Origin of the sequence: Streptomyces xylophagus (assembly GCF_000716435.1) — a bacterium.
Lineage (GTDB): Bacteria > Actinomycetota > Actinomycetes > Streptomycetales > Streptomycetaceae > Streptomyces > Streptomyces xylophagus.
Window position 1 is genome coordinate 61,753 of record NZ_JNWO01000030.1, and the last position, 23,773, is coordinate 85,525.

The window sequence follows — 23,773 nt, forward strand, 5'->3', positions numbered from 1 at the left end:
CCTCTTGTCCAGGTGCAGGACAGGCCAATGACCCGTAAAGCAGGCTGCCGACGCAGCGTGGGCATGAGCATGCTGATCCAACTGGCTGTCAAAAACCAGGTCGGAGGGGAATCTGATGCTCCGTATCCATTTCACCGACGCGGACCTGGCGCGTACACGCATGGCGGCCGAGCCGGATCCCCTGTGGGAGATCGGGTTGAGCCTGTGCAGGTTCCAGACCCGGCAGGGGCGGTGGGCGTACGCCGGGTGGTACCGGGACACCAGGCAGCGGCTGGCCGAGACCGGGCTGGACCGCATGGTGCGCACCACGCTCATACCGCTGTTCCCCAGAGCCACGTACTACCCAGACTTCCTCAATCCCGCCGAGGCGGCGGACGGCCTCGACGCGGGACTCGCGGCCATCGTGACGACTCCGCCGGACCGGATCCGGCGTGAAGTGAGGCACTTCGCCGACGTCACGACCGCGCCCTCCTGGGCGGAGCGCCTGGTGGAACGGGACGTACGCGAAGACATAGCCGACTGCCTACGGCGGTACTACGACACGGCCATCGCGCCCTACCGCGAACACGCCCAGGCCCGGATCGACGCGGAGCGGTCGATCCGGGCCCGAGCACTTCTGCACGGCGGCGCAGAGGCACTTCTGCGCGGCCTCGGACCCACCATGCGATGGCGGGCCCCCGTACTGCATGTCGAATATCCCGCCGATGACTGCGATCTCCACCTCGGCGGACGCGGGCTGCTGCTCGTGCCGTCGTACTTCTGCTGGGGATGGCCGATCGCGCTGGCGGACCCCCTGCTGCCGCCAGTACTCGTCTACCCCCTCCTCCACGAGGAGCCCGCCCCCAGGGACACGAACACCGCACCCCTCACCGTACTGCTGGGCCGGACCCGGGCCCTCGTGCTGCGGGCCACGGCAGCTGGAGCCACCACCGGGGAACTCGCACGCGCGGCCGGCGTCTCGGCGCCGGCCGCCAGCAAGCACACGACCGCCCTGCGCGACGCGGGCCTCATCAGCAGCCACCGGCACGGTCCATCGGTCCTGCACACCCTCACACCTCTCGGTGCATCCCTACTGCGCGCTGCCCCAAGATGAATGCGTCCAGGAGAGGTCGCGGCGACTGATGAGCTCGATCGGCTACCCCGATGCGGCTAAGTCAGCGGCGCTTCAACGGGCGGACGATGCAGGGCTGACGTTGTCATGTGCGGCACGGTTCGTGGCGGCCTGTCAGGTCGGTGACACCCCTGGCCATGACCACCCGGCGCAACCGCGTCACGAGAGCCCTTCCCACGGCGGGAGCGAAGGGCATCAAGGCCAGCCTCCGTCGCAATGCCAGCGCCCCTCACGCCCCCACACACGCCGGCCTCGGAGGAACACGAACCGGGGACCACTAGGCCACGCCAAAGCCCTCTTCGGAGAACGGGCCGACACGGCAGCCTCCGCGCCGGAACAGCCGAGTAACATGAATGTGGAGTATGTGATTCCGCACGCGTGAACTCGGCCTTTTCCTTCTGGGTAAACAGCATGGACAGCCTGACCCACCGGCGGCAAGGTGAATTCAGACAGCTCCCCATGGCGGGTGCCGCGGAGGCTTTTCCCGTGCATTCTGCGCAGTTCCTCTGTCGATGCCTGTCCCGGACGCAAGGTCGCGCGAGAAGCGAAACCCTGTGAAGCGCGCCGTTTCCGGGATCCCACCCAAAGGAGTTCAGATCATGGTCTACAGCCGTAGCCTCCGTCCCGCCCTCACCACACTGACCGTACTCGCCGGGTCCCTGGTCGGTGTAGCCGCGACGCCAGTTGCGGCCAATGCCGCCATAACCCCTGCCTCCTCCGGCGGCGGGTGCGCCCAGGGAGGGACCGAAGGCGTCGTGGTGTCGTCCTGCATCAGCGCGTCCGGCGCGAACCTGGAACCCGACACCTACATCACCAAAGACCCGGGCTGCACCGCAGCAGAACTGCACTTGATCGACTACACGGCAAGTACATTGACCATCCATCCCATTAGCTGCGCCACAGGACACCAAGGGCCGTTCCCCATCAAAGGAACCAACGGCCACGTCTATCGCAACATCACCGTAATCTACCTGTCTGACGGCGATGCATCGTCGATCCCGAGCCCAGCCTTGACTTTCTTCAACTAGGGGCTTTCCGTAATTCCTGAGGGCGCACGATGCCAGCTCCGACACATCGCCGCATTGTCGGCGCGTGCGAACACGCCAGGACAGCTTGGGGTTTCCCCAAACTCCCGGCGGTATTTGGATGCCCTCCACCCGTGAGGAACCGCAGCTGCACCGCACACTGATCCACGGGGGATAACAGGACAGTTCCTAGCGGAACTTCGTGCGTCGGCGTGTAATCACGCGGCTCCACCACCCTCCGCTCGAATCGCCGCGTTCGGGCGGTCAGGTCAGGGTCCCTTGCATGATCGGGGTCTGTCCGAATTTATCCGGTGAGTCCGAGGGTAGCCAGGGGCCTTCGCCAGCCGCGGGCGGGGGGTGAGGAAGGCGCCAATCTGCCGAACCGGGACATCCCCTCCAAGGACGGGCCGGCACTATCGATCACGCCGGAACGCCGGATTCCGTCCGTTGACCTGGTCTTTTAAGTACAGCCGAAAAAGTATGGCGGTGCGGCTATCGTAGCGGCAGGCTTCTTGCTGTGCCGGTGGCCGGCAGAGTCCCATGACCGGCCGAGGTAATAAGCGAGAAGCTAAGGTGGGGAAATCATGCGGAAGAGAATTCGCCAAATCGTCGTATTCGCGACCCCGGTCCTGCTCGCGGGCTCGGCCCTCATCGGTCTGTCCGGAACGGCCAACGCGGCCATCATCTCCGACTGTTCGACCACTGGAAGTGTTTGCTACGTCTATGAAGGCATGGGCGTCGGTTACTGCGAGGGCAAGATCTACCAGTCGGACGCCAACTTGGACGTTGACCCGGCCGGCAATTTTGCCTACGCGTCCTACATTAACGGCAACAGCGGCTACACCTGCGACTTCTGGACCGAGCGGAACGTCAACAACACGGGGTGGTATCGCGCCACCAGCATCGTCCCCCTCGCATCCGGTGTGGTCAGCAACAACGGCAATGTATGGAACGGCAGCGGTTACCAGGCGGAGGTCTGTTTCCAGTTCAATTGGGGATCCTCGCTCGGGGCCGTTCATTGCAGTCCGCCCGTCTCGATCCAATGAACGCGCCGACGGCCCCGGCTCGCTCGGAGACCGTCTGCGCTGTCCTCGTCACCAGACATGTATCTGATCGAATTTGGGGTTCAGTCACGGCAGCTGTAGTTCTGGTCATGGCTGGTCTGAAGAGTGTGTCGGCGCTGGTGGCAGGCTCGTGCGATGGCTTGATGGTGGCGGCGCCAGGCCATCCAGTGTCTTATCGTTGAAGTCGGCCTGTCCACGACCGCTGCCGAACCGCACCTGGCGGTTCCTGGCGTGAGGTTGGAATGGATTGCTGATCAAGTTACGTGATGGCCTGGCCGACGTAGTCATCGGCGGACCCGCAGTCCTCCACCAAGAGATAGGCGACGTTGCTGCTGCTCGCGGCGAGCGTCCACGTCTGTGCGACTCCACCCTGAACTCCGGTCCAGCACAGTGCCGTTGTGACGTCGCTGCCGGTGGTGTTGGTCAGGATGGTCTGGACGGAAACGGCTGCGTTCGCTGTGGAGGCTTGCAGGTTGTTGACCCGTATCTGGTCCTTGTAGATCGTGCCGGACACGGCGTTCTTGCGGATTCGGTAGAGCGCGTAACTGTCGCTGGCCGCGTTGTGCAGTGCCCAGAGGGAGACACGGTAGGCGCGGCCGGTCTTGAACGTGATGCTGCCGGTGGTGATGAGGGCTGTCTCCGTGCTGGAGAACGTGACGTTCGCGGCGAGAGTCTTCTGTGCGACGAATCCGCGTCCCTGGTATTTGCCGTAGACGCTGAGGTCTCGGTCGATCGCGAGTCCGTTGGTTGTGAGCTTGGCGGTGGCCTGGGCGGATGCAGACGGAGCATCACGGACGTGCAGCTCGATGGATGATCCGGCGGCCGATGTATCAGCGCCGTACCCGTTGATGTAGGCAACTCCGTTGCCGCTCAGCTCGTTTGCGTAGAGGTTGAAGACTCCTCCCGAGTAGCCCGGCACGTGGCTTTGGAGGAAAACCCCTGTTTCCTGGCTCGAACCAGTCACCTTGGGGGCACTGAGCGAGACGCTCGGGACTTCGTAGGTACCGGAGGAGTCCGAGGCGTACCCGATCGCGGTGTTGAGTTCTGCCGGTGCTGACTCATCGGCGCTGCCGGAGTAGAACTCAATCGATCCGGTCTCCGGATTGGTGTTTCCGGGGCTGATGACAACTCGCTGTCCGCTCGCGGCAGTTTGGAGGGTGCTGCCGGTGAGGACGGCCCCGTTGATCGTCTTGCCGTTGATGGCGTCGGCGTCCAACTTGTCCGCCGTGATCGCCCCGGCCTTGATGTGGGTCGCCTCAACTGCGCCCGCCGAGATCTTCGTTGCCGTCACGGCGTTGGCCGCGATCTTGTCCGCCGTGACGGACAACGCGTTCAGCTTGTCCGTGGTGATGGACAGTCCAGCAATCTTCTCGGCCGTGATGGCCAGGGCCGCGATCTTCTCGGCGGTCACCGCTCCGGCGAGGATCTTGGGCGCGGTGATGGCGCCGTCGGCGATCTGCACGCCCGGTACCACTGGCCGGACGACTGCGTTGTCCCACAGCACGGATCCGGCGGTCGACTGGTACGTCTCCACCCAGACCGTGGCCGCAGTGGTGTTGGCCGGCGCCGTGACCGTGGCGGCAAGCCGCTGCCACGTGCCGCGAGCCGGGACGTCCACCTGAGCGACACCGAAGCCGACGGTCGCGCCGGTGCCGTCCTGCCACCGGGCGTAGAACTTGAGCGCGCCTCCCGCCCAGTCGGCGGAGGCGTTGGCGTCGATGGCGAGGTAGAGCTGTTCTCCGCTCAGGATCGGCATCGACGTGAGGTTCAGGGACCGTGTCGTGGCGGCCGTCGCCGTGGCGTCGACGCGCAGGGCCTTCGATGAGCCGTTGCCGCCGGAGACGACGGACCATACGGTCGTGGCGATCGCCGCGGTGTAGGCGCCCTCGAACGAAGGGTCGCTGAGCACGTTCGTACCGCCCGCGACGACCAGCTTGTCCGTGGCGATCGATGCGGCGGCGATCTCGTTCGCCGTGACCGAGTTCGCCGCGATCTCCCGGCCCGTGATGGCATCGGCCGCGACCTTGCCCGCGATCACCGAGTCGGCCGCCAGCGCGTCGGCGGTCACCGCGCCGCTCGCGACCTTGCCCAGCGTCACGGAGTTGGCGGCGAGCTTCTCGGCGAGCACCGCGCCGTCCGCGAGCGCGGTGGAGTTGACGGCCCCGAGGGCGAGCGCCGCGTCGGTGACCGCGCCACGGGCGAGCTTGGTTTCGTCGATGATCGCGTTGACGAGGTCGTCGGGGACGGCCTTGCGGGCCTGGCCCTGCACAGCGGTCGAGGGCTGTCCGGCCGTGCCGGAGGTGTTGACCGCGATCAGGCGCACCCACAGCGGGGTGTAGGTGTCGTTGGCGAGGGTGATGCTTCCGCCGGCGGCCGTGTGGAAGGCGGCCACGGGGCTGGTGGTGTCCGGTTCGGCGTCAGCAGTCGTCGACAGGTAGACCTGGACTTCGGCCAGATCGAGCGGAGCGGTCTCGGCGTCCGACCACGTTCCGGGCCAGGTCACGGTGAGCCCGGACAGCGCGGACTCCACGACGGGCGGCGTGGGGGTCGGGGGCGGCGGCCCGTTGTGGGCGACGAAGGCGACGGTGCCGTCGTCCTGGAGGCCCATGCTGCCGCGCAGGGTGCCGTCCTGGTCGTAGACCTCGATCGCGCCGTCCTCGACGGACGAGTACGCCATGCGGGCGGTGCGGGTCGTGCGGGCCAACTGCCGTTCCAGGACGGCGACTCGGGCGGCCAGGCGTGCGATGTCGCTGCTCACGCGGTGCCTCCCCCGTAGGTGAAGCGGTCCGCACGCTGGAGCTGGATGACGGCCTGCTCGGGGGTGTCACCGGAAGCAGGCTGGATCTGCCAGCCGACGATGCGGGACCAGGCGTCGAAGTCGGTCCACTGGTCGTGGACCCGGGCCCGCACGTCGTCGCCGATCTGCCAGGAACCGAAGCGGGCCGCGGGATGGTCGCGAACGGTGATCTCGGTGACCTCGCCGATGACCTGGCGGGAGATGCGCTCCTGGCGGGCGCGTGCGGCCAGCCGGTCGTTCGCCTTCTCCTCCGGTACCTCGAGGAGATGCTCCAGGCGCAGCCGCCCATCCCGTACGGCGTCGACGGCCCGTCGACGGTTGCGGCCCTCGCCGGCGCCCAGCGCGATGACGACCTGGGCCAGGTTGTCGGCGTCGTACTCGACCGGGACCGCCTTGACGACGTTCACGCCGGACTCGAAGTGGATGTCCGTGCGGCGCCGTCCGAGGCGGGGCCAGCCGATGCGGACGCGGCCCTGCGGCGTGCCGTTCTGCCAGGTGGCTTCCTCGGTCCACTCGGGGCCGCCCTCGACGGCGACCATGTCCGAGACGACGTCCCCGAGCGAGGGGGTGTCCCACCAGTCGATCCGGTAGGGGTCCTCCGGAGTCCCGACGGTGACCTTCGAGGTGGTGTCGTCGACCTGGATACCGAGCTGGCCGTCCGGCGTCTCCTGGCAGTACGCCCACACGTCGCGGATGACCTTGCACGGGTCCGCGTACGTGTAGGGGCCGCGCGCGTTCAGCTGACCGTGGAGGTCGTAGCGCCGGTAGGGGTAGGAACCCCAGCCGGAGGCCTCGATGGTGAGCTTCTGGCCCTGGGGGTCGGCTCGCCAGATCAGGCCGCCCCACAGCAGTCGGCCGTCACGCTCGGCATAGATCTTGGTGTTGCCGGGGTCGAGCTGGGAGCGGACGAGGTGGGCCAGGCGGGGTTCGACCGCGCCGGTGAGGCTGCCGGTCGCGGACAGTGCGGGCCCGAACTCGACGCCGGTCAGGGGCAGGTCCCAGGCGAGGACCTTGTTGGTGAGTGCGTCGGTGGTGAGGTAGCGGTACGACGGCGACGCCATCAGGCGCGTTCCTACTTCTCCCCCGCGCCGTGATGTGGGTGGTGCCGGTGTCGGGTCAGACGACGCCTTCGGTGAATTCGATGTCGGCGATCAGGGACGTCGCGGCGTCGACGCCGAGGTTGCCCCACTCGGATTTGGAGGGCTGGGTGCGCACGAAGAGTTCCTGGGTGGTGCCGCGCAAGGCCGTAGCAAGGGTGATGGTGTCGGCGAGGACGACGGTGTTGCGGCGGATGTTGGCGCCCTGGTCGTCGTCGATGGCGGTGGTCTGCCCCGTGTCGGTGCCCAAGGAGGTCTGCATGTTGGCGAACACGTCGGATTCCGAAAGGCGCAGGCCCGCGAGCGTCACCAGCAGTTTGGCGCTCGTCGCCCAGCTCGGGATCGGGACCTTCCAGCGAGCGGCGGCCGGCCAGTTGTACCACTGGCCGTTCTGCGCGACCAGCCGGTTCAGCGTGCTCGGGTAGGCGGTGTAGAGCGTCCGTTCGCGTCGGGGGTTCGCGATCAGCCGCAGGTCCGTGACCATGGCGTTGGTGATGGTGGCCGTGTTCGCCGGGATGTCGAGGCGCGCGAGCGGAATCGCCGTCATCCCGGCCGGGACTGCCTTCGCGGTGGCGGAGACGCCGGACACGACGTGGAAGTAGCCGATCTCGTCGGCCGCCGGATCGCGGTTGCCCTCATACTCCGGGTCCTCAACTCGCAGGCACACGAGGTCGGATCGGGCTGAGGAACCGGTGGGGGCGATCGGCACGATGGCGTCGCCCACGTTGTACTGCGTGTAGGAGCCCTGTCCCCAGGCGGCTCCGGTCACGACGGCCGAGCCGTCGCCGACGCGGACGCCGGCACCGGAGGTGGACCACTCTCTGACCTTCAAGTCGTTGCCTTCGGTCACGCCCTGGTTCCCGGACGCGAGATCGCGCACCATCATCCGGAAGGCGCGTGCGGGGTGGGTGCCGCCGTGCGTCAGCATGGGCGGCTGGATCAGTGCCATCTGAGAGTGCTCTCCTTACAAGGCGGTGTGGGCGTCGCGCCACGACACCGCGAGTCGGGTGGAGTTGGTGTAGTCGGCGCCGGTCCAGCGGACTTCGCTCGTTCCGGGCGGGATCTGGAACAGGTCCAGACGGGACACGGCAGACAGGGCGTACGCGGCGTTGGCGCCGTTGCGCAGCACCCAGCGCGTACCGGGGCGCGTGTTGATCTGGAGGGTGTCGTTCTCGCCGATGGTCAGCGACAGGTCGAGGACGCGACCTGTCTCGGTGATCCATATGCGGGGGTTCACGACCGGGCCCTTGATCTTCAGGGAGGGCCAGGCGGGAAGGTCCCCGGCGTTGGTGACCCAGCCGGGCCGTTCCTCGGGGTTGGCCACGCCGGTCGTGATGGGCGCGGTCACGGGAGCGGTGAAGCCTTCCTCATCGTCGTCGCGCGCGAGAGGAATCGTGGTCTGCTGTTCCAGCTCTCCGTGCCATCGCGGGTCGGTGGCCGCGAACTCCAGGGTCACGGGTATCCAGCCGTAGACGGCCTGGGCCATGGACACGGCCTCGACTCGGCGGACCCTGCCGTAGAGCTGCTTGGCACTCGCGCGTCCGGGCCACAGCAGCCGTAGTGTCTGCAAGGCACCTGCTGTCTTCCGCACGGCCGGGTCGGCGGCGGCCTGGTCGAGCGCGGCGAGCGCGTCGGCAGCGGCTTGCGGGTCACCCTGCGTCCGGATGCCGGCCTCGATCGTCACCGTGCGCGGGCTGTAGTAGTCCACGCCGGGGAATGAGCCGTCCTCGGTGGGCAACTCGACGTCCTGGACGCGGACTTCGGGCGTGCCCAGTCCGGTGATCTCGCTGATCGGGTACGGCGTTCCGGGGCCCATGAGGACGCCTGCGAAGTCGACTTGCCACTCCTGGGTGATCGTGGCCATCAGATACGGCCTCCTCTCTGGGCGTTCCGCAGCCGCCGCATGATCTCCGTGCCGACCTGGTCGGCCGCTTTGGCGTCGGCGCCGCCGTTGACGGTCACGGGCATGGACCCGACGAGCGCGGCAGGTCGCTCTTCCCGGACGACGACGACTTGGACCGGGGCGGGCCGGGCGTCGACGAGTCGTACGAGGCCGCTGTCGCCCGCGGGGGTCAGCTGGTAGCCGAACCGGTTCGCCACGTCCGCCACGACGGCCGTCGCCGATCGCCGCTTGTTCACGCCGAGCGGTACGTACGCCTCTCCTCCGGTGGACGGCTCGGCGAAGCGGATGATCCCGTTGCTGGTGGCGTACAGGCCGGTACGGATGCCACCGTCCTCGTACGCGAGTTGCTTGTTGGCCTTGTCCAGGTCGGACAGGAAGCGCGTGGCCTTCTTCCCCAGCTCGTCCTTTATCCGGGTCCGGCCGAGCGTGGCGATCTCGATGATGCGGTCCTCGTCCAGCTCGGTCTTCTCGGCGACGGCGTGGATGCCGACCTTGCTGGAGGTGATCGCGGAGATGATCGCCACGAGGTCCGGTAGGTCGTCGTCGGGGATGGCCTTCGAGGCGGCCTTGGCCTGGGTGTTGGCCTTCTTGGCCTTGCTCGGGGACTTGGCGGCCTCGGCGGCGATGTCCTCCGCGTCCTTATCTCCCTGCTCGGCGAGCATCGTCGCCAGGTCGCCGTAGCCCAGGGCGGCGAGCTTGGAGAGGTTCTTCTCGAACGCGGCCTGGTCCTTGATGGCCTGCTTGAGCTGGGTGGTGTAGTCGGACAGCGTGGCTCGTGCGACCACGCCCAGCTTCTCCAGGTCCTTGGTCATCTCCGTGACGTACCTGGAGCTGCCGGTGGCCATCTTGTGGGTGAGCTCCACGCCGTCCTCGCCCATGTCCTCCAGGGCGTCAGCGACATCCTGGCCAGCGCGCCGGGCGACGGTGGCGAGGTCCTTGCGCCACCGCTGGGCGCTCTTGACCGCCTTGTCGAGGTTCTTCTCGAAGAGCTTCAGGTCGAAGACCTCGGACTCTTTGCCGCCCTTCTTCACCGTCCGCATGGAGTCCGCGCGGACCGACGAGATCGAGACCAGCTCTGTCGAGCCCGAGGAGCTGTAGGACCAGCCGGTCAGTCCTCCGTCGGCGTACCAGTCGACGTTCTTGCCGCCGAGGCGCCGGACGACCTCCTCGGTGATTGCCCGTGACCGGGTGCGCTTGTTGTGGGCGAGCGGTATGTACGCCTCGGGGCCCGCGGCCTCTTCGGCCCATACCCGCCAGGTTCCCTGCCGCGCGATCTGAGCGACGTGTCTCTCGCGTTCACGGACACCTCCGCCAGCGTAGAACTCCAGCACGGAGCCGTTGGCCTGCTTGCTCGGGGCCTGGATGGAGTCGGGGACACCGTTGCCGTCGCGGTCCCAGGACGTGGCCTGCCGTTTGAGTACGAGAGGGATGACCACGGGCGGCGGTTGGTTCGTGGAAACGCTGACGGTGACCGACTTGGTGCCGGGGATGTTCTGGACCGACAGCCCGATGGCGTCGAGCTGCGCCTTGACCGCGGCCATATCGCCGGAGAGCAGGGCGGACGTCAACGCCGCGGCGGCGTCGGTGCCCTTGGTGTCCGCGACTTGCCGGATGAGGTCCAGGGCCCCGGACCATTCGGCGTTCGCGTCCTTTCCTGCCTTGGAGAACGCGGCCACGACCTTCGACAGGTCGGGGGCGTCGATCGGCACGTCCGCTCCCCAGATGCTCTTCAGGGTGTCCATGGCTCGTTCGGTGTCGCCCGAGAGAAGGGCGTCCTGGAAGGCTCCGGCGGCGTCCTTCCCCTTCCTCTTGGCGACGTCTGCGAGGAGGTCCATGCCTCGGTCGAACTCGCTGCGCGCGTCGCCCACGGACTTCTTCACGGCCTTGCGCAGATCGATCAGGGCCATCTGCTCTGTGACCTTCTGGAAGGCGGCCGGGTCGTTGCGCTCCGACGCCTTGGCCCAGGCGCGGCCGATTTCCTTGCCGTACTTCTCGGTGATCTCGGCGGTCTTCTGCAGGCCGAGCCGGTACGCCTCCGTGGACCGTTCTGCGTCCTCGGTCACGATGTCGCGCAGTTCGTCGGCGACCTTCGTCTTGCCCTTCTTCAGCTGTCCGACGAGTTCGTTGAGCATCGGTGCGGCGTCCACGCCGAGTTCCGCGAAGTGGTCGGCCAGGTCGTCGTAGCCGAACACCGCGAGTTCGGACAGGTTGCCCTGGAAGTCGCGTTGCGCCTGGAGCTGCTTGTGCAGCTCCTTCATGTAGTCGGACAGCTTGACCTTGGCGGTGTCGGCGTCCTTCCCGGCTTTGCGCATCGCCTCGGCCGCGGCGGTCTGTGCGTCTCTGAAGGCTCGGGACGGGTCGACGGCGTCACCGACGGCCTCGGCGAGGGCCTTCATCTCGTCGGTGATCTCGGGCGCACCGGTGCGGTCGATGTCCGCGAGGGAGAACAGGTCGAAGATGCCGCCGTTGGTCTTGGCCTGCTGCTTGATCTTCGCCTCGACGATCGCCTTCTGCTGGGCGATCTCGGCTTCCTTCTTGACCGCCTCGGACCACATCTTGTGGCGGTCTTCGAGGGTCTTCTCCGCTTTGGAGTACTCGGTGATGCTCTCGTAGTCGCCGGGTGCATCGCCGGACTTCGCCTTACGCGAGTATTCGTAGGAGTCCTGCTGAAGGCGGCTCTGGAGGATGGCGAGCTTGGCCCCGCCGGAGGTGATCGCGTCGATCGCCTCGGTGGTGCCGATGCCGACCTTCTCCAGGTCCTCCAGCGCGCCGTCGGCGGTGAGCTGGTCGTACAGCTTGTTGATGCTGGCACCGGTCGTCGCCTCCTCGCGCTCCTGCTGCAAGGCTTGGACCAGTTCGTTGGTCGCGTCCTTCGCCTTCTGCTTGGAGGCGGTATAGGCGGCGTATCCGGCGATGCCAAGGGTGAGGACAGCGGCCAGGCCGGTGACCGCGAGGCTAGTACCCGCCAGCACGGCGGGCATCACGGCCCCGCCCGCCTGAGCGGCGGCCAGGGCGGCCCGGAACGCGGCGATCTGTACGGTGACCTTCGTGTAGGCAGCCCGGAGGAGAAGCAGTCCCACAACGGACGCGGCGACCATCGCCAGGACGGACTTCATCGGTCCGGGCAGGTCCTCGATACTGCCGACGACGGTGTGGACGACGGACCCAACACTCTTGAGCACCGGGAGCAGGGCTCGGCCGACGTCGATGGCGAGCGCGCGGGCCTGGTTGGAGGCCAACTGCCACTGGCCGGTGACGGTGTCGGTCTGGAGGGCGTACGCCTTCTGCGTGGCTTCGGCGCGCGACACTTCGTTCGCGATGCCCGCGTAGGTGTTGGCGTAGTTCTCTCCCCCGGCGGAGGCCAGGGCAAGGGCGGCACGTGTGGCGCGGATGTCCTTCCACATGTTCGAGATGCCCTCGGCGGTGTTGCCCGCCGCCCCATTCAGCTTGTTCACGACCACGTACAAGCCGTCCTGCTCGACGGCGGAGGCGGCCGACTCGTAGCCCAGGTCCTTGATGGCCTGCTTGAGATCCTGCGTCGGCTTCATGACGCGGGTGAGGAGCATGTTCAGGGCCGTCACGGCCTCGGCCGCGGGGATGCCGGTCAGCGTGATCGCGGCGAGCGCGGCGCTCATGTCGTCGAACCCGACGCCGGCCGCCGCCGCCATCGGTACGACGTCACCGAGCTGCTGGGCGAGTTCCTCGAAGGAGATGACGCCGTAGTTGACGGTCTGGAACATCACGTCCATGACGTCGTTGGCGTCGGACGCCGACATGCCGTACGCGTTCAGCACCCCGAGAACAGCGCGGGCAGAAGTCTCCGTAGTGGTCAGGCCAGCCGACGCGCCCCGAGCGGCGACCTGGAGGATCTCCATGGCGTCCGCGCCGTCGAAGCCCGACGAGACGATCTGGTAGAGGCCGTCGGCGAGTTGGTCGGCTGTCTGTGGCAGCTCGGTGGACAACTCGACGATCTGGTCGGTGAAGGCTCCGACGTTCTCGGAGGTGATCTGCTGGGAGATCGTCAGCACGTTGGCCATCGCCCGCTCCAGCGAGATCGCCTGAGCCACGCCGACACCAAGCGCGGCACCGATGAGCAGGCCGTTCTTCGCGGTTCGTGCAGCCTGGGCGCTCCGCGCGGCGGCCAACTGGGCTTCGGCCCGCGCGACTTGCTGAGCCTGTCGCTGCGCGTTGCGTGCGGCGGTGGTCTGCACCTCGTCCCGCATCCGGGCTGCGGACAGAGCACGGGCATCGGCCGACGCCGCGACGCCAGTGGCGCGCGTCGCCGTGGCCTGGGCCGCAGCCGCACGCCGTTGGGCTTCGGCGTGCTCCTGGGCAGCGCGGGCGGCGGCCGTCTCAGCCGCAGCGGCGGTACGTGCGGCGGCTGCGGCCCCGGCGCCCGCCGTGGCCTGGGCACGGGCGTTCATCGTCTGCGCCAGGGCCCGCGCCCGTGCGGCTCGCTCTCCCGTCGCCGCCACCGCAGCCTGTTCCGCTGCCGTACGACGAGCAGCTGTCGCCGCCACCGCCTGTGCACGGCCGGCGCGTTCCTGGAGCACGGTGGTCCGCTGCACGGCCTGAGCCACCTGCGCCTGAGAGCGAACCATCTGCGCGGACGCGGCCACTTGGGCGCGGGCCAGATTGTCACCGGCCACGCGTACCTGGTTCAGCCGGGCGGCCGTGCCGTCCAACTGCCCATCAAATGCCCGGAGTTGGGTGGCTCCCTGTCGCAGGCCGGTGGACAGTCCACCGGTGGATGCGAGCAGGTTGACGTACAGGGTGTAGGCACCAGCCACGTCAGGATGCCTCTCTGGGCCTCAGCCCGATCTTGAGCCCCCGCGCATCTGGTCCATCAGGAATGTGTTCGCGCTCCATCTCGATGACCTCGCAGCCCACACAGCGGTAGGGCTCGGCCACGTACGCGAAGCGGTCGCCGCCCTGGCTCTCGTCCCACTCCGCCGCCCGGGTCCCGCAGGTCTCGCAAACGCTGCGCTGGTACGCGAGGTAGGCCATCGCCTTCGCCCGGTCCAAAGCCGTCCACCGGCCGTCCCCCGCACCCGTGAACTGCGAGTGCGGGAGTCCGTAGGCGTGGCACAGCTCCATCTCGGCCCTGAACTGGGCGTCGGCGATCAGCCTTTTCCCAGGTCGGCCCTCATCGTCTGGTTGACCAGCAGCGCGGCCGTGAACAGGGCCTTGGCGTCCGCGTCGCTCCAGCTGTCGAGGAGTTCCTGCGCCTCCGCCTCGCTCATACCGTCCACCGAGGAGGCCGAGACGAGAGCGGCGGGGAAGGTCTCGACGTTGTACTCGTGGCCGAGATCCGCCTGTTCCTCCGTGGGGGCGTGTTCACGAAGCAGTTGCTCCCAGGCGGGTCGCGGCAGAGCCCGGAAGGTGAGCGTGAGGGTCCCGGCTCCCAGGGCTCGCCGGGCCTCGTCCAGCGCGGCCTGGGCGGCCAGCACTTCCGGCTGTGCGAGCGCCCACTTCTCACGCGCGTCGCCTGGTACCTCCATCTCGGAGGCCCTGCCGACGGCGCTGGTGCGGGCCTTGGCCATGTCGAGCGCCGCGTCGGTCACGCGCTGCTTCAGGTCCTGGTCGTCGAGGAAGGAGACGGCGCGCTCGGGAAGTCGACGGGCCCGCAGGCGGGCCATCTTGGCTGCCCAGTGCGGATCGCGGGCGACGGCATCGGCCGGCGGTTCAACGAAAGTCGTAGTCATGCAGCACCCCCGCCGATCAGGCCGCGGCCGGGACGGCTACGTCCTGGACGGGCTTGCCGGTCACGTTGAAGCTGACCTTGAACTTCGCCGGTTCGGAGGCGGTGGTGTACGTGCTCGACCGGGAGCCGACGCGTACCGGGAAGATGTCCATGGACTGCGAGGCCGGGATGTCGCCCTTTCGGAGGATGACCACGTAGCCCTCGGTCCCCTTGGCGAGGAGCGTCTCCAGGGCGTTGTCGACCTTGTCCTCGTAGAAGGTGAGGCTGGAGTTGTCGGCCTTGTCCTCACCGGGGATGTTGCCGGTGAACTCGGTGGCCAAGTCCGGTGTATCGATGGGGGTGTTCTCGACGGCGAAGCCCTCGATGTCGCTGATGGCCGGGGACAGGTCGGTCCCGTTGGTGCCGCCGAGCTCCGGACGGATCGGGATCAGTTCCTTCGAGACGATGTCCCTCAGGAAGAAGAACTTCGTGGTGCCGCGACGGGTGAACCGCTGCTGTGACACTGATTCTCGCTCTCCGGGAACCGGTGTTCCGGAGCGCGCACACGCCGGGCCGGTCCCCATGAAGGGGGAATCGGCCCGTGCCGGGTGGCCGGGCGTCCGCGAGATGCCTCCGCGGTGAGGTAGCTGGAACGTCAGGACCCGAGAGTGGTCACAGTGAGGACGTACCGCTGCACATAACTGTATACGCCACCGCTGACAGACATCCCTTCCTCCTTGTCCAGCTCGCGGTCGATCACGATGTAGCCGGTGATGGTGATGGTGTTGACGTAGGTCCCGCTCAAGCGCGCGAGGAGCGCGGTACGGACCTTGTCGGCCATCCACTCGACCTGTTCGGCGGTTGAGGCGACCGAGGTGACCTGGACGAGCACGCGGGCGTCAGCGTCGCCGTCACCGTACGGCGGGCCGCTCGTAGTCACGCCCAGCGGGTAGAGGACGCTGTAGGGAATCGTGGCGCCGGTAGGCGTACTTGATGCCGTGGGGGCGGTCCCGTATCCACAGCTCCGGGCGGTTGCTGTGGCCAGCGTCTTCTGGATCGCGAGGGACACCTCTCTGCCGGAGACGGGCACTACTCCTCCTCTTCTCCTTCGGGGGTGGTGATCTATCGCCAGGCGGCGTGGCGGCCACTCACGAGTCGTCGTCGATCGTGTCGCCGAGCGCGGCGATGAACAGCGGCCGGATCTCCTCGACAGCTGGCCCGACATGCGGATAGGGCGGCTGGTTGAAGACGCGCCCCAGGCTGTCGGCCCCTACGAAGCCGTACTCCAGGCGCCCGGCCTGGGGCTTGTTCGTGCCGACGACCGCCGTGACGGAGAGCCCGTCCGTAGACACCTCGTGCGTCCAGGAGCGCCGGTAGTCGCCCGTGGGTGCGTTGGGTCCCGGCCTGCCGCTGGCCTTGGCCTTGATCCTGGTCTCCAGCAACATCGCGTAGTGCTGGACGACGGCGGTGGCCTCGGGCAGAGTGCGCGCGGCCCTGGCGTCGAGTTGGGCGGCGATCTGGAACGCGTTCGAGTAGGCGCCCGCAAGAGTATGGGCGTTGGGGTGCGGATTCAGTGAGGACGCCACTGACTCACTGCCCGTCTTCCGGTTCCGGCTCGCCCCACTGACCGAGGGCCCATTCCCGCAGGAGGGCGAGCATGGCGCGGGTGAGCTCGTGCGGGCGGCCGTCCATGAGGTCGTGACGGTCGAGCGCAGCCTTCTCCAGTTCGGTGGGACTGATCGCGGACAGGAAGGCAGCCGCTGCCGGGCCAGGGTCCGGCGGGTCTCCGATGACGACGTGCGCCAGGCCCTCGAACACACCGGTGGCCGTGGATCTCGGGGAGAGTTCGATGACCATCTGCGGTACGTCGCCCGCGCGGTGGGCCAGTGAGTATGCAGCGAGGTCCCGGGAGACGTCGTGACCGCCGATCGCCACGACGGCGGTATGCCCCTGCCCGGTGACGCGCACCGACAGGGGCTCACCCTCGGAAGAGATAGGTTTTGAAATCTGATGTGTTGGCACCTATCTGAGCTTACGGGTATCCGGTGACAGCCCAGTTCGCCGACCGTCTACGGAGGGGTGATCTCGTCGAGACGGGTCACCCGAACGATCTCGACCGTGGACGCCTCCGACGGGTCGAGGACCTGCCACACCCGATTCGCTGTCGCCGCGTGCTCGCCCGCTGCGGCGACAACTTCCACGCGGTCGTACCGCACGGGAACGGGCGCCGAGATCGGTGTGAGGAGCCGATACCAGCTGACCGTGTCGTCCAGCCATTCCCGCCCGAGAACATGCTGCGCGGTGACCTGTCCGTGGCCGGACAGGACAGCTCCCGGTCCCTCGTAGACCGACTCCGTCGGCACAGAACCCAGGAGGCCGGTCGAGAGGTCGAGTTGGGGAGTTCCCGTTGGGCGGGTGATCCGTACCGTGTCCACCAGCAGTGTCGACTCCAGCTTCTCCCGCTCCGCCTCGGTGTCGATCGGCGTGCTCACGAGGTGCTGCCCGACGTGCTGGACTGGGTGTTCTGGTCCAGGAACGTCGTGCGGACCACGGCCAGAGTGGAGGTCTGCCCGACGTCGAGGACCCGCCACGTACGGCCGATCGCTGCCGGGTCGGCGGCGTTGACAACGCTCACTGTGTCCTCACGCGACGCCACTGGGGCGTCGAGAGGCGTGATCAGTTTGTACTTCGACGTGGAGTCGTCGACGTACGCCTGGCCTTCCAGGTGCAGGACGATCCCTGGATCACCGTTGGGGAAGATCCCGCCATGTCCTTCGTAGATGATGATGGGCGGGCCGGGCTCGTACTGGCCTGTGTCCGGGTTGAAGATCGGCTCGCCCGCTCTGCTGATACGTACGGTGTCGGTAAGAATCTTGCGTTCGACCAGGGCGCTGACGGCCCCCAGCGTCAGCCCTTCAGTGGGTGTACTCATGGTCATGACTCTATTGGGCCGCGCCGACAACTCCGGTTGCCCCAAGGGCACTTCACCACTGCCCGAGCTTTCACTGGATGCCGGTCCCGTGGAGACGACCAACCGTCCGCTCAAGTTGACGAACCGCGGTCGGCATGCTGTTGGAGTGCGTACGTGCGCTGCTCGGTCAGGTGGGTTACGACGTACCGGTGCTGGGCGCAGTTGAGGGCGACGTTCTCGACTGCGGGTAACAGCCGGTCCTCCGCGTGGACGACGACGCCGTCTTCCGCGTACCAGTGGACGGCGTGGCCGACGAGGCGCGCGGACACAAGCCGGGCCGTACGGCATTGCCATCCCGTCGCGCTGGCGGCAAGAAGCCGGTCAGCGACTTCTCCGGGCGGGTGTTCGGTCGCGCCGGCGGTATATCCCTCACGCAGGCCGCGACCGACAAGGACACCGTCAAGTACGCGCCCGGGGACCGGGGTCCATCCAGTCGCCGCGACGAGTCGGCGCACGGCGGCGGCGCATGCCCGCGCATCCGGCGTGCCGTGCGTGTGGCTCGGGTCCCTGTACAGCACCATCTCGGCCACGGGGTCGTCGGCCGCACCTGGCAGGAAGGCCGCTACCGGCCAGGTGCGAGCCAGCTCGACAAGCGCGTGCCGGACTCGCATAACCGGGGCAGGGGCGGGCAGTCGCAGCGATCGAGTCCACGCCCCCTCTGCGGCGGCGACCTCCGTATAGAACGTCGGCATAGGACGACTGTGCGGTAAGTGGGCTCTCTCCGGGGGAAGTTCGCCAAGGTGCGCTGGACGTTCGCCGCCTTCACTGGGACAAGGGAACGGAGGTTGCGGGGCACTCGGGCACGGGCTGTCGGGCCTCGACTTCCGCCATGAGGTGCGACACCGAGCAGCCGTACGCTAAGCACACCTTGACCAAAACCGTCATCGTCGGACTGTCTTCCGCTCGCTCAATCCGCGACAGCGTTGAACGGCTGACGTCGGCGCACTCTTCAAGGTCGTACACCGACCAGCCGCGCTTCTTGCGCAGTTCGAGAAGCACGCGTGCCAGCTCGGTCTTGAAGTGCTCGACGTAGCTCGCATCGGCGGCTACTTCGCCTTGATCGGGGCCCGCACGCCCAGTTCGTGTGCAGGTTGGAGGCCGCCTCTACGAGTCGATGATGAGGGGCTGGCCGCCTTCCAGCCGACCGGATCAGTACCTGTCGTCACCGTTCCTCCGGGGCGCTGCGGGGTTCACCGAATGGCCAACCCCTTCACTGCCGGAACGTCAACCGCCACCATCTGTTACACCTGCGGTTCGTGTGGCTATTGGGCGGTCGTCGCGTCGTTGGCCCGGCTCAGATCCCGAGCGATGATGCGTTCCATGTGCCGTGCGAAGACGGCAGGGGCCTCGGGGTTCATGCGGGCGAGTGCGACCATGCCCGTGACGATGACATCGCAGACCTCGGACTCGACGTCCTCCCAGGTGTGGGAGTGGCCTTTGCGGGGGTTCTGTGCCATGGCCCCGATCACGGCTTCGGCGACCTCGCCCGCCTCCTCCTGGATCTTGAGGAGTTGGAGGAGGATGCGCTGTTCCCTCGGGAGTGTGGAGTGGTCTTCCAGACGCTGGGCGAGCTGTTCGATCGTCTGCCAGGTGTCCGTCATGTGGGTCTCGATTCAGTCTCGTGGGGACAGGCTGGGCGAGGTCCGGTGGGCGCGGACGAGCTGTACGACGACGGGGTCGTCGGCGTCGGGAGCGTGCAGCAGATCGATCGCCTCCACGCGGAAGCCGTAGTCGACCAGGACGTCCTCCCAGAGCTGCGGAGTGAGCACCCACATCTGCAGGGGGATGGGCTCCTGATCGCGGATGCGGATCATCTCCTGCCGGGGTGTGACGGCGGGGGACGGGCCGTGTCCGTGCAGGTTGGTGTGCAGAGCGGAGAAGACCAGCGGCGCGCCGGTGCCGAGGCCGTCGCGCAGGGCCGGTAGAAGGTAGTGGGGATCGTCGCACGCGAGGGTGCCGGTCGCGTAGGCCGCGTCGTACGGTTTGGCGGTGCGCAGGTGCTCGACGACATCGCTCTGTACGAAACGGACGCCGGGTTCGTCTCCGAAGTACCGGACGGCCCGCTGGTGTTGAGTGGGTGAGAGCTCGACCGCGTCGACGAGGGCCCCGTACGCGCGTGCGAGGTGTACGGCGTCGTGGCCGGGGCCGGATCCGACGGCCAGTACCCGCTTTCCGCGCAGTGGTCCCAGTACGCCGTCGCCCGGTCCGACGCCGTCCCAGAATCCCCACCTGATGCGGTCGGGGACGGGTGGCACGTATCCGCGGTCCAACTGCATCTGGCCGTAGCGGGCCCAGCTCTCCTTGTTCACCGGTTGCGCGGTCAACTCTGGCTTCTCCTGGTCGTGTTGAGGGCTGCGGCAGCAGTGGGAAGGTACGGGCTCACCCGTCCTTGTCGAGGGCGACGAGCTCGGTGTACGGGCCGCCGGCGTGCACCAGGTCCTTGTACCCGCCCTGTTTCGCGGAGAGTCCGGCCCGCACCACGCCGCCGTCAATCCAGGCTGTCGTCCCCGTGGCGAGAGCTTGCAGGGCAACGAGAGTCCTCAGCCTGGCCTCGGGCCGCACCTCGCCGATGAACTGGACGGTGGGCATGACACGCAGGGTGGCCCGGGGGTCGCGGTAGACCAGGCGGTCTATGGCCGCGCAGGTCGTCGGAGTGGGGGCCAGCACGTGGGTGATGACCTTCCGCCGTCGCATCTGGACCTGGTCCACCAGGACTCGGCGCAGGTGCGGGAGGACGTCGCCGGAAGTAAGAATCCGCTCAGCCGCCTCCCGTGGGGACTGCCCTGTGCGGATGTCGCCGACGGGCAGCATGAGCAGTCCGTGCAGGTCGGCGACGGCGAGGCCGGCGACGCCGACCGGTATCAGGAGTGCGACGCCGACGACCGGTGGCCTCCAGTCCTCGTAGGCGACGCTGCGCCGTGCGGGTATCGCGGCAGTGGCGGGCGTCACTGGGGGCCTCCTTGTACTGCTGCCGCGATCTCAGCGAGGTGGTGTGGCCGGCTGGTGCTGGGGATGGGGGCGATGTGGCTGCCGTGGTCGAGGAGCCATTGCAGGGGTGCGGCGGGGCCGTTCGTACGGGCGAGGAGGCCGGCGTCGAGGGGTCGGTAGGCGACGTAGGGAATACCGAGGTCGCCGCACAGCTCCACCGCGTCGTCGAAGCGGTCGGTGGTGTTGAGGACGTTCTGCACAGCGGCGACGGGCAGGCTCTTGCCCGCCAGGCGGATGGTCTCGGGGGTGACCTTCGACAGGCCGATGTGCCCGATCTTGCCCTCGTCCTGGAGAGCGTTCAGGACGGCGAGTTGGTCGTCGAGGGCCACCTCGGGATCGATGCGGTGCAGGTAGCACAGCTCCAGCCGCTCCACGCGAAGGCGGCGCAGGCTGGCCTCCGCGCAGGCCCGCAGGTAGTAGGGGTTGCCGAGGGGCATCCACTGGCCCGCCCCGGGACGCACCAAACCGACCTTCGTAGCGATCAGTACGTGCTCGGGGTAGGGGTAGAGGGAGTCGCGGATCAGCTGTTCGGCGGTGTGGGGACCGTAGGCGTCGGCGGTGTCGATGTGGCTGATGCCGTACGTGTGGACGGCCTGGCGCAGGACGCTGAGCGCGCTCTCGCGGTCTGCGGGCTCGCCCCAGGTGCCTGGACCGGTCAGGCGCATCGTCCCGAGGCCGAGGCGGGAGACGGTCTTCCCGGCGAGGGCAATGGTGCCCCCGGGCAGCGCGGATGTCATACGAGGGCCTCCGTCAGGCAGCTGCGTACGGCTTCGTCGACGATGTGGGCCTGGCTGTCGGGGTCGCTGTGGACCCGAAGGTGGGGGATGTCGTCGCGGTCCAGGAGCTCGTGCACCTGCTGGTCGACGAGGCGCCGGTAGCGGGGGTCGTAGGCATGGCGGGCATCAACGGGCACGCTCTCGTCGAGGACGGTCGCCAACAGCAGGTGGTACTTGGGGAGTTGGGTGGCGGCCAGCACATTGAGGCGCTCATGCTCCGTGCGGGGAGCGGTCTCACCGCGGTATTCGAGCGCGGCGTGGAAGTAGGCGAGGGCGTCATGGGCGGCCCGGTCGAGGAGGACGACCTCGGCGCCCTGGGCGATGGCGGCGATCTCGTCGGCAACCCCCTGCGTGATGATCCACTCGGTGGATAAGGCGGTGTGACGCTCCATCTTGGGCAGGCCGGCCGCCGCGGCACGTTTGCCGAGACGACCGGTGCGTCCCACGGTGATTCCTTCGGCGCGCAGTTCCATCTCGATGCGCTTCAGGAGCGTGGTCTTGCCGGTGGAGTGGGTGCCGAGCACGCCGATACGGATGGGCTGGTGGGTGGTCACCACAGGGTGGGGTCCTCTTCTGGTTGGGGAGCGCCGGGCAGGGAGGGCGGCACGGCCACGGCGATCAACTGGTCCCAACTCCCGTAGTGCTCGGCCATGGCGAGCAAGAGCTGAGCGGTGACATACGCGTCGTAGGTCGCGCGGTGCCGACCGACCCGCGGGACCTGCGACAGGTCCGGCCCCACGTGCTTGATCAAGGCATCGAGGGTGTAGGACGGCAGGTCGGTGTACGTCGCCCTGGCCAGGCGCAGGGTGTCCACGACCCCGGCCGGCTGCCACGTGGGGAGGTGGCGGTGCAACTCCCGGTAGTCGACGTAGGCGTTGTGGGCGCAGATCCAGTCCTGCCCGAGGAACTCGCCCACCTCGACGGTGAGTTGGGCCCAGACGGGCTTGTCGGCGAGGAACTCGTTGGTCAGCCCGTGGATGCCGGCCGCGCGCGCGGTGACCGGCCGTTCGGGGCGAATCAGCCAGGCTCCGGCCGTGGAGGTGTCGGGGATGCCGGCGCGGACGGGCAGGGCGGCGATCTCGACGAGGTCGGGCGGGTTGGTGCCGTTGCCCTCGACGTCGACGACCAGCAGCGTGGGCCAGGAGGCGAAGTTCATGGCGTGGTGGATCCGTTCTCCGCCTCCCAGCCGATGGGGGCCCGGCCATGCTGGCGGTAGCGATGAGGCTTGTTGCGGTCGTGACACTGGTAGCCGAAGCCGTGCTGGAGGTAGTAGCGGGGCGGCTCGTCCAGTCCCTCCACGACGATGGCACGCTCGTTGATCTCAACGTCGCCGATCGCCCCCAGGGCGCGCGCCTGCCGGGTGACCTCCGCCAGATCCGGCGTGATCCAAGCCCCCTTGCACAAGGCGATCTGCGCGGGCGGGCAGATGCGGCACAGCTCCTTGATTCCGAAGTGGCCGTTGTAGTCGGCCTCACCGTGCGCGTAGGCGACACCACAGCTCGTCTTGAGGAACAAGGTCCCCCACGGTGCGCCGCCGGGCTCATTCCTGGACGCGTACGCTGCCATGATCCGCTGCTCGGCCAGCTCCGGCATGATCTTGCGCCGTGCCGTCCCGCCGTACGGTGTCGGCAGGCCGTTCGCCTCGTAGTAGGCCTTGATCTCGTCGCGGAAGAACAAGCCCGTGAACACGGTGGCGTGGGCGTGCAGGGACAGTTCGCGGGCCCGCTCCAGGTGCTCGTCGGAGTCGTTGAGGCCCGGCACGATCGGCCGCCAATACAGGACGGTCCGGTAGCGGTCCGCGTGCTCGTAGAGCATGCGCAGGCTGTCGGCGGCGTAGGTGGAGTTGACCGGCTCGATGGCCGGATCGTCTATGCCGGAGTGCGTCACCAGAATGGTCAGGCGCAGGTTCATGTAGGAGTTGAGGAGCGCGCAGTCCTCGGCGCTTACGCGCCACCGGGTGATGACCAGGACGTGGTTGGTCAGGCCGCGGTCGTCGAGGTCACGCAGCACGGCGAACAGGTGCTGCTTGACCACGGGCAGCATCGGGTCCGTGGCCCGGTTGAACAGCTGGATCGGTGTCCGGTGGGGCCGGAAGTAGGGGTGGCCGACCAGGGCGGCCACGGCGGCTTCGTCGCTCATCAGGCGCTTGGGCGTCTTCATGCCGAAGTTGTCGAAGAGGTGGCGGACGCAGTAGCCGCACTCCAGGGGGCAGCCGACGATGTGGTTCAGCGACAACCCCGACTTGCGGTACTCGATCGCGTCGGCGAGCGCGGGCTTCAACTCACCGATCTGCTCCTCCGTCAGGAGCGGGAGCAGGCGGCGGCGCGGTACGACGGGAACGGTCATCAGGACCTCCAC

At 67.9% G+C, this 23,773-nt stretch carries 25 protein-coding genes; 3 read left to right on the forward strand and 22 right to left on the reverse strand.

From position 1 onward, the window contains the following. The first annotated feature begins 115 nt into the window (after nucleotides 1-115). The 3 genes from OO70_RS42650 (at nucleotide 116) to OO70_RS42655 (ending at nucleotide 3,182) form a co-directional block, all read left to right on the forward strand. A complete protein-coding gene (locus OO70_RS42650) occupies nucleotides 116-1,093 on the forward strand; it encodes an ArsR/SmtB family transcription factor (RefSeq protein WP_043684318.1) in 978 nt (325 codons plus the stop codon). Nucleotides 1,094-1,710: 617 nt separating this feature from the next. Beyond that, nucleotides 1,711-2,139, forward strand: a complete 429-nt coding sequence (locus OO70_RS54895; RefSeq protein ID WP_158711589.1) for a hypothetical protein — start codon at nucleotides 1,711-1,713, stop codon at nucleotides 2,137-2,139. A gap of 581 nt (nucleotides 2,140-2,720) precedes the next feature. Next, complete coding sequence (locus OO70_RS42655; protein ID WP_043684320.1) at nucleotides 2,721-3,182, forward strand: hypothetical protein; 462 nt, start codon at nucleotides 2,721-2,723, stop codon at nucleotides 3,180-3,182. A 277-nt stretch (nucleotides 3,183-3,459) separates the two neighbouring features. Here the strand turns inward: OO70_RS42655 and OO70_RS42660 are convergent, their stop codons facing one another. The 22 genes from OO70_RS42660 to OO70_RS42765 all read right to left on the reverse strand — a co-directional run bounded on the left by OO70_RS42660 (nucleotide 3,460) and on the right by OO70_RS42765 (nucleotide 23,761). Then, nucleotides 3,460-5,958: a hypothetical protein gene (locus OO70_RS42660; RefSeq protein ID WP_043684321.1), complete on the reverse strand. Its 2,499-nt coding sequence runs from the start codon at nucleotides 5,956-5,958 to the stop codon at nucleotides 3,460-3,462. Beyond that, the gene (locus tag OO70_RS42665) at nucleotides 5,955-7,058 is read right to left on the reverse strand and encodes a hypothetical protein (protein ID WP_043684323.1); all 1,104 of its coding nucleotides are present in this window, start codon (nucleotides 7,056-7,058) and stop codon (nucleotides 5,955-5,957) included. The genes OO70_RS42660 and OO70_RS42665 overlap by 4 nt, the downstream gene beginning before the upstream one ends. A 55-nt stretch (nucleotides 7,059-7,113) precedes the next feature. Next, a complete protein-coding gene (locus tag OO70_RS42670) occupies nucleotides 7,114-8,043 on the reverse strand; it encodes a hypothetical protein (RefSeq protein ID WP_051742135.1) in 930 nt (309 codons plus the stop codon). Nucleotides 8,044-8,058: 15 nt separating this feature from the next. Beyond that, complete coding sequence (locus OO70_RS42675; protein ID WP_043684325.1) at nucleotides 8,059-8,958, reverse strand: phage distal tail protein; 900 nt, start codon at nucleotides 8,956-8,958, stop codon at nucleotides 8,059-8,061. Then, nucleotides 8,958-13,787, reverse strand: a complete 4,830-nt coding sequence (locus tag OO70_RS42680; RefSeq protein WP_043684327.1) for a phage tail tape measure protein — start codon at nucleotides 13,785-13,787, stop codon at nucleotides 8,958-8,960. The genes OO70_RS42675 and OO70_RS42680 overlap by 1 nt, the downstream gene beginning before the upstream one ends. A 1-nt stretch (nucleotide 13,788) precedes the next feature. Then, nucleotides 13,789-14,094, reverse strand: coding sequence for a hypothetical protein (locus OO70_RS42685; protein ID WP_043684329.1), 306 nt, complete (start codon nucleotides 14,092-14,094; stop codon nucleotides 13,789-13,791). A 26-nt stretch (nucleotides 14,095-14,120) separates the two neighbouring features. Next, a complete protein-coding gene (locus OO70_RS42690) occupies nucleotides 14,121-14,702 on the reverse strand; it encodes a hypothetical protein (protein WP_043684331.1) in 582 nt (193 codons plus the stop codon). Between the two features lie 16 nt (nucleotides 14,703-14,718). Further along, the gene (locus OO70_RS42695; protein WP_043684333.1) at nucleotides 14,719-15,204 is read right to left on the reverse strand and encodes a phage tail tube protein; all 486 of its coding nucleotides are present in this window, start codon (nucleotides 15,202-15,204) and stop codon (nucleotides 14,719-14,721) included. 131 nt (nucleotides 15,205-15,335) lie between these two features. Then, entirely contained in the window at nucleotides 15,336-15,770 is a 435-nt protein-coding gene (locus OO70_RS42700) for a hypothetical protein (protein WP_043684336.1), read from the reverse strand. Between the two features lie 58 nt (nucleotides 15,771-15,828). Then, nucleotides 15,829-16,266: an HK97 gp10 family phage protein gene (locus OO70_RS54900; protein ID WP_043684339.1), complete on the reverse strand. Its 438-nt coding sequence runs from the start codon at nucleotides 16,264-16,266 to the stop codon at nucleotides 15,829-15,831. A 4-nt stretch (nucleotides 16,267-16,270) separates the two neighbouring features. After that, nucleotides 16,271-16,648, reverse strand: coding sequence for a hypothetical protein (locus OO70_RS54905; protein WP_043684342.1), 378 nt, complete (start codon nucleotides 16,646-16,648; stop codon nucleotides 16,271-16,273). 101 nt (nucleotides 16,649-16,749) lie between these two features. Further along, the gene (locus tag OO70_RS42715) at nucleotides 16,750-17,172 is read right to left on the reverse strand and encodes a DUF6093 family protein (protein ID WP_043684345.1); all 423 of its coding nucleotides are present in this window, start codon (nucleotides 17,170-17,172) and stop codon (nucleotides 16,750-16,752) included. Continuing rightward, a complete protein-coding gene (locus tag OO70_RS42720; protein ID WP_158711590.1) occupies nucleotides 17,169-17,612 on the reverse strand; it encodes a DUF6093 family protein in 444 nt (147 codons plus the stop codon). The genes OO70_RS42715 and OO70_RS42720 overlap by 4 nt, the downstream gene beginning before the upstream one ends. 110 nt (nucleotides 17,613-17,722) lie before the next feature. Further along, nucleotides 17,723-17,920: a hypothetical protein gene (locus OO70_RS42725; protein WP_043684350.1), complete on the reverse strand. Its 198-nt coding sequence runs from the start codon at nucleotides 17,918-17,920 to the stop codon at nucleotides 17,723-17,725. Nucleotides 17,921-18,413: 493 nt separating this feature from the next. Then, nucleotides 18,414-18,650, reverse strand: a complete 237-nt coding sequence (locus OO70_RS42730; protein ID WP_051742137.1) for a helix-turn-helix domain-containing protein — start codon at nucleotides 18,648-18,650, stop codon at nucleotides 18,414-18,416. Between the two features lie 263 nt (nucleotides 18,651-18,913). After that, nucleotides 18,914-19,252 (reverse strand): MazG-like family protein, encoded by a 339-nt coding sequence (locus OO70_RS42735; RefSeq protein ID WP_043684355.1) that lies wholly within the window; start codon nucleotides 19,250-19,252, stop codon nucleotides 18,914-18,916. Between the two features lie 12 nt (nucleotides 19,253-19,264). Continuing rightward, entirely contained in the window at nucleotides 19,265-19,975 is a 711-nt protein-coding gene (locus tag OO70_RS42740; protein ID WP_043684356.1) for a class I SAM-dependent methyltransferase, read from the reverse strand. Between the two features lie 55 nt (nucleotides 19,976-20,030). Next, nucleotides 20,031-20,600: a hypothetical protein gene (locus tag OO70_RS42745; protein WP_043684358.1), complete on the reverse strand. Its 570-nt coding sequence runs from the start codon at nucleotides 20,598-20,600 to the stop codon at nucleotides 20,031-20,033. Next, complete coding sequence (locus OO70_RS42750) at nucleotides 20,597-21,376, reverse strand: aldo/keto reductase (protein ID WP_043684361.1); 780 nt, start codon at nucleotides 21,374-21,376, stop codon at nucleotides 20,597-20,599. The genes OO70_RS42745 and OO70_RS42750 overlap by 4 nt, the downstream gene beginning before the upstream one ends. Next, complete coding sequence (locus OO70_RS42755; RefSeq protein WP_234337071.1) at nucleotides 21,373-21,969, reverse strand: AAA family ATPase; 597 nt, start codon at nucleotides 21,967-21,969, stop codon at nucleotides 21,373-21,375. The genes OO70_RS42750 and OO70_RS42755 overlap by 4 nt, the downstream gene beginning before the upstream one ends. Then, on the reverse strand, nucleotides 21,966-22,571 hold the full coding sequence (locus tag OO70_RS42760; RefSeq protein WP_043684367.1) for a 3'-5' exonuclease: 606 nt from the start codon (nucleotides 22,569-22,571) through the stop codon (nucleotides 21,966-21,968). Before OO70_RS42760 ends, OO70_RS42755 begins: the two co-directional genes overlap by 4 nt. Continuing rightward, nucleotides 22,568-23,761, reverse strand: a complete 1,194-nt coding sequence (locus OO70_RS42765) for a hypothetical protein (RefSeq protein WP_043684421.1) — start codon at nucleotides 23,759-23,761, stop codon at nucleotides 22,568-22,570. The genes OO70_RS42760 and OO70_RS42765 overlap by 4 nt, the downstream gene beginning before the upstream one ends. Between the last annotated feature and the right edge of the window lie 12 nt (nucleotides 23,762-23,773).

Coding starts and splice junctions, on each gene's coding strand:
- OO70_RS42735 (WP_043684355.1), bottom strand. CDS start 19,252: ATGACGGACACCTGGCAGACGATCGAACAGCTCGCCCAGCGTCTGGAA.
- OO70_RS42750 (WP_043684361.1), bottom strand. CDS start 21,376: ATGACATCCGCGCTGCCCGGGGGCACCATTGCCCTCGCCGGGAAGACC.
- OO70_RS54895 (WP_158711589.1), top strand. CDS start 1,711: ATGGTCTACAGCCGTAGCCTCCGTCCCGCCCTCACCACACTGACCGTA.
- OO70_RS42665 (WP_043684323.1), bottom strand. CDS start 7,058: ATGGCGTCGCCGTCGTACCGCTACCTCACCACCGACGCACTCACCAAC.
- OO70_RS42650 (WP_043684318.1), top strand. CDS start 116: ATGCTCCGTATCCATTTCACCGACGCGGACCTGGCGCGTACACGCATG.
- OO70_RS42765 (WP_043684421.1), bottom strand. CDS start 23,761: ATGACCGTTCCCGTCGTACCGCGCCGCCGCCTGCTCCCGCTCCTGACG.
- OO70_RS42675 (WP_043684325.1), bottom strand. CDS start 8,958: ATGGCCACGATCACCCAGGAGTGGCAAGTCGACTTCGCAGGCGTCCTC.
- OO70_RS42690 (WP_043684331.1), bottom strand. CDS start 14,702: ATGACTACGACTTTCGTTGAACCGCCGGCCGATGCCGTCGCCCGCGAT.
- OO70_RS42670 (WP_051742135.1), bottom strand. CDS start 8,043: ATGGCACTGATCCAGCCGCCCATGCTGACGCACGGCGGCACCCACCCC.
- OO70_RS42760 (WP_043684367.1), bottom strand. CDS start 22,571: ATGAACTTCGCCTCCTGGCCCACGCTGCTGGTCGTCGACGTCGAGGGC.
- OO70_RS42720 (WP_158711590.1), bottom strand. CDS start 17,612: ATGAGTACACCCACTGAAGGGCTGACGCTGGGGGCCGTCAGCGCCCTG.
- OO70_RS42655 (WP_043684320.1), top strand. CDS start 2,721: ATGCGGAAGAGAATTCGCCAAATCGTCGTATTCGCGACCCCGGTCCTG.
- OO70_RS42685 (WP_043684329.1), bottom strand. CDS start 14,094: ATGGAGCTGTGCCACGCCTACGGACTCCCGCACTCGCAGTTCACGGGT.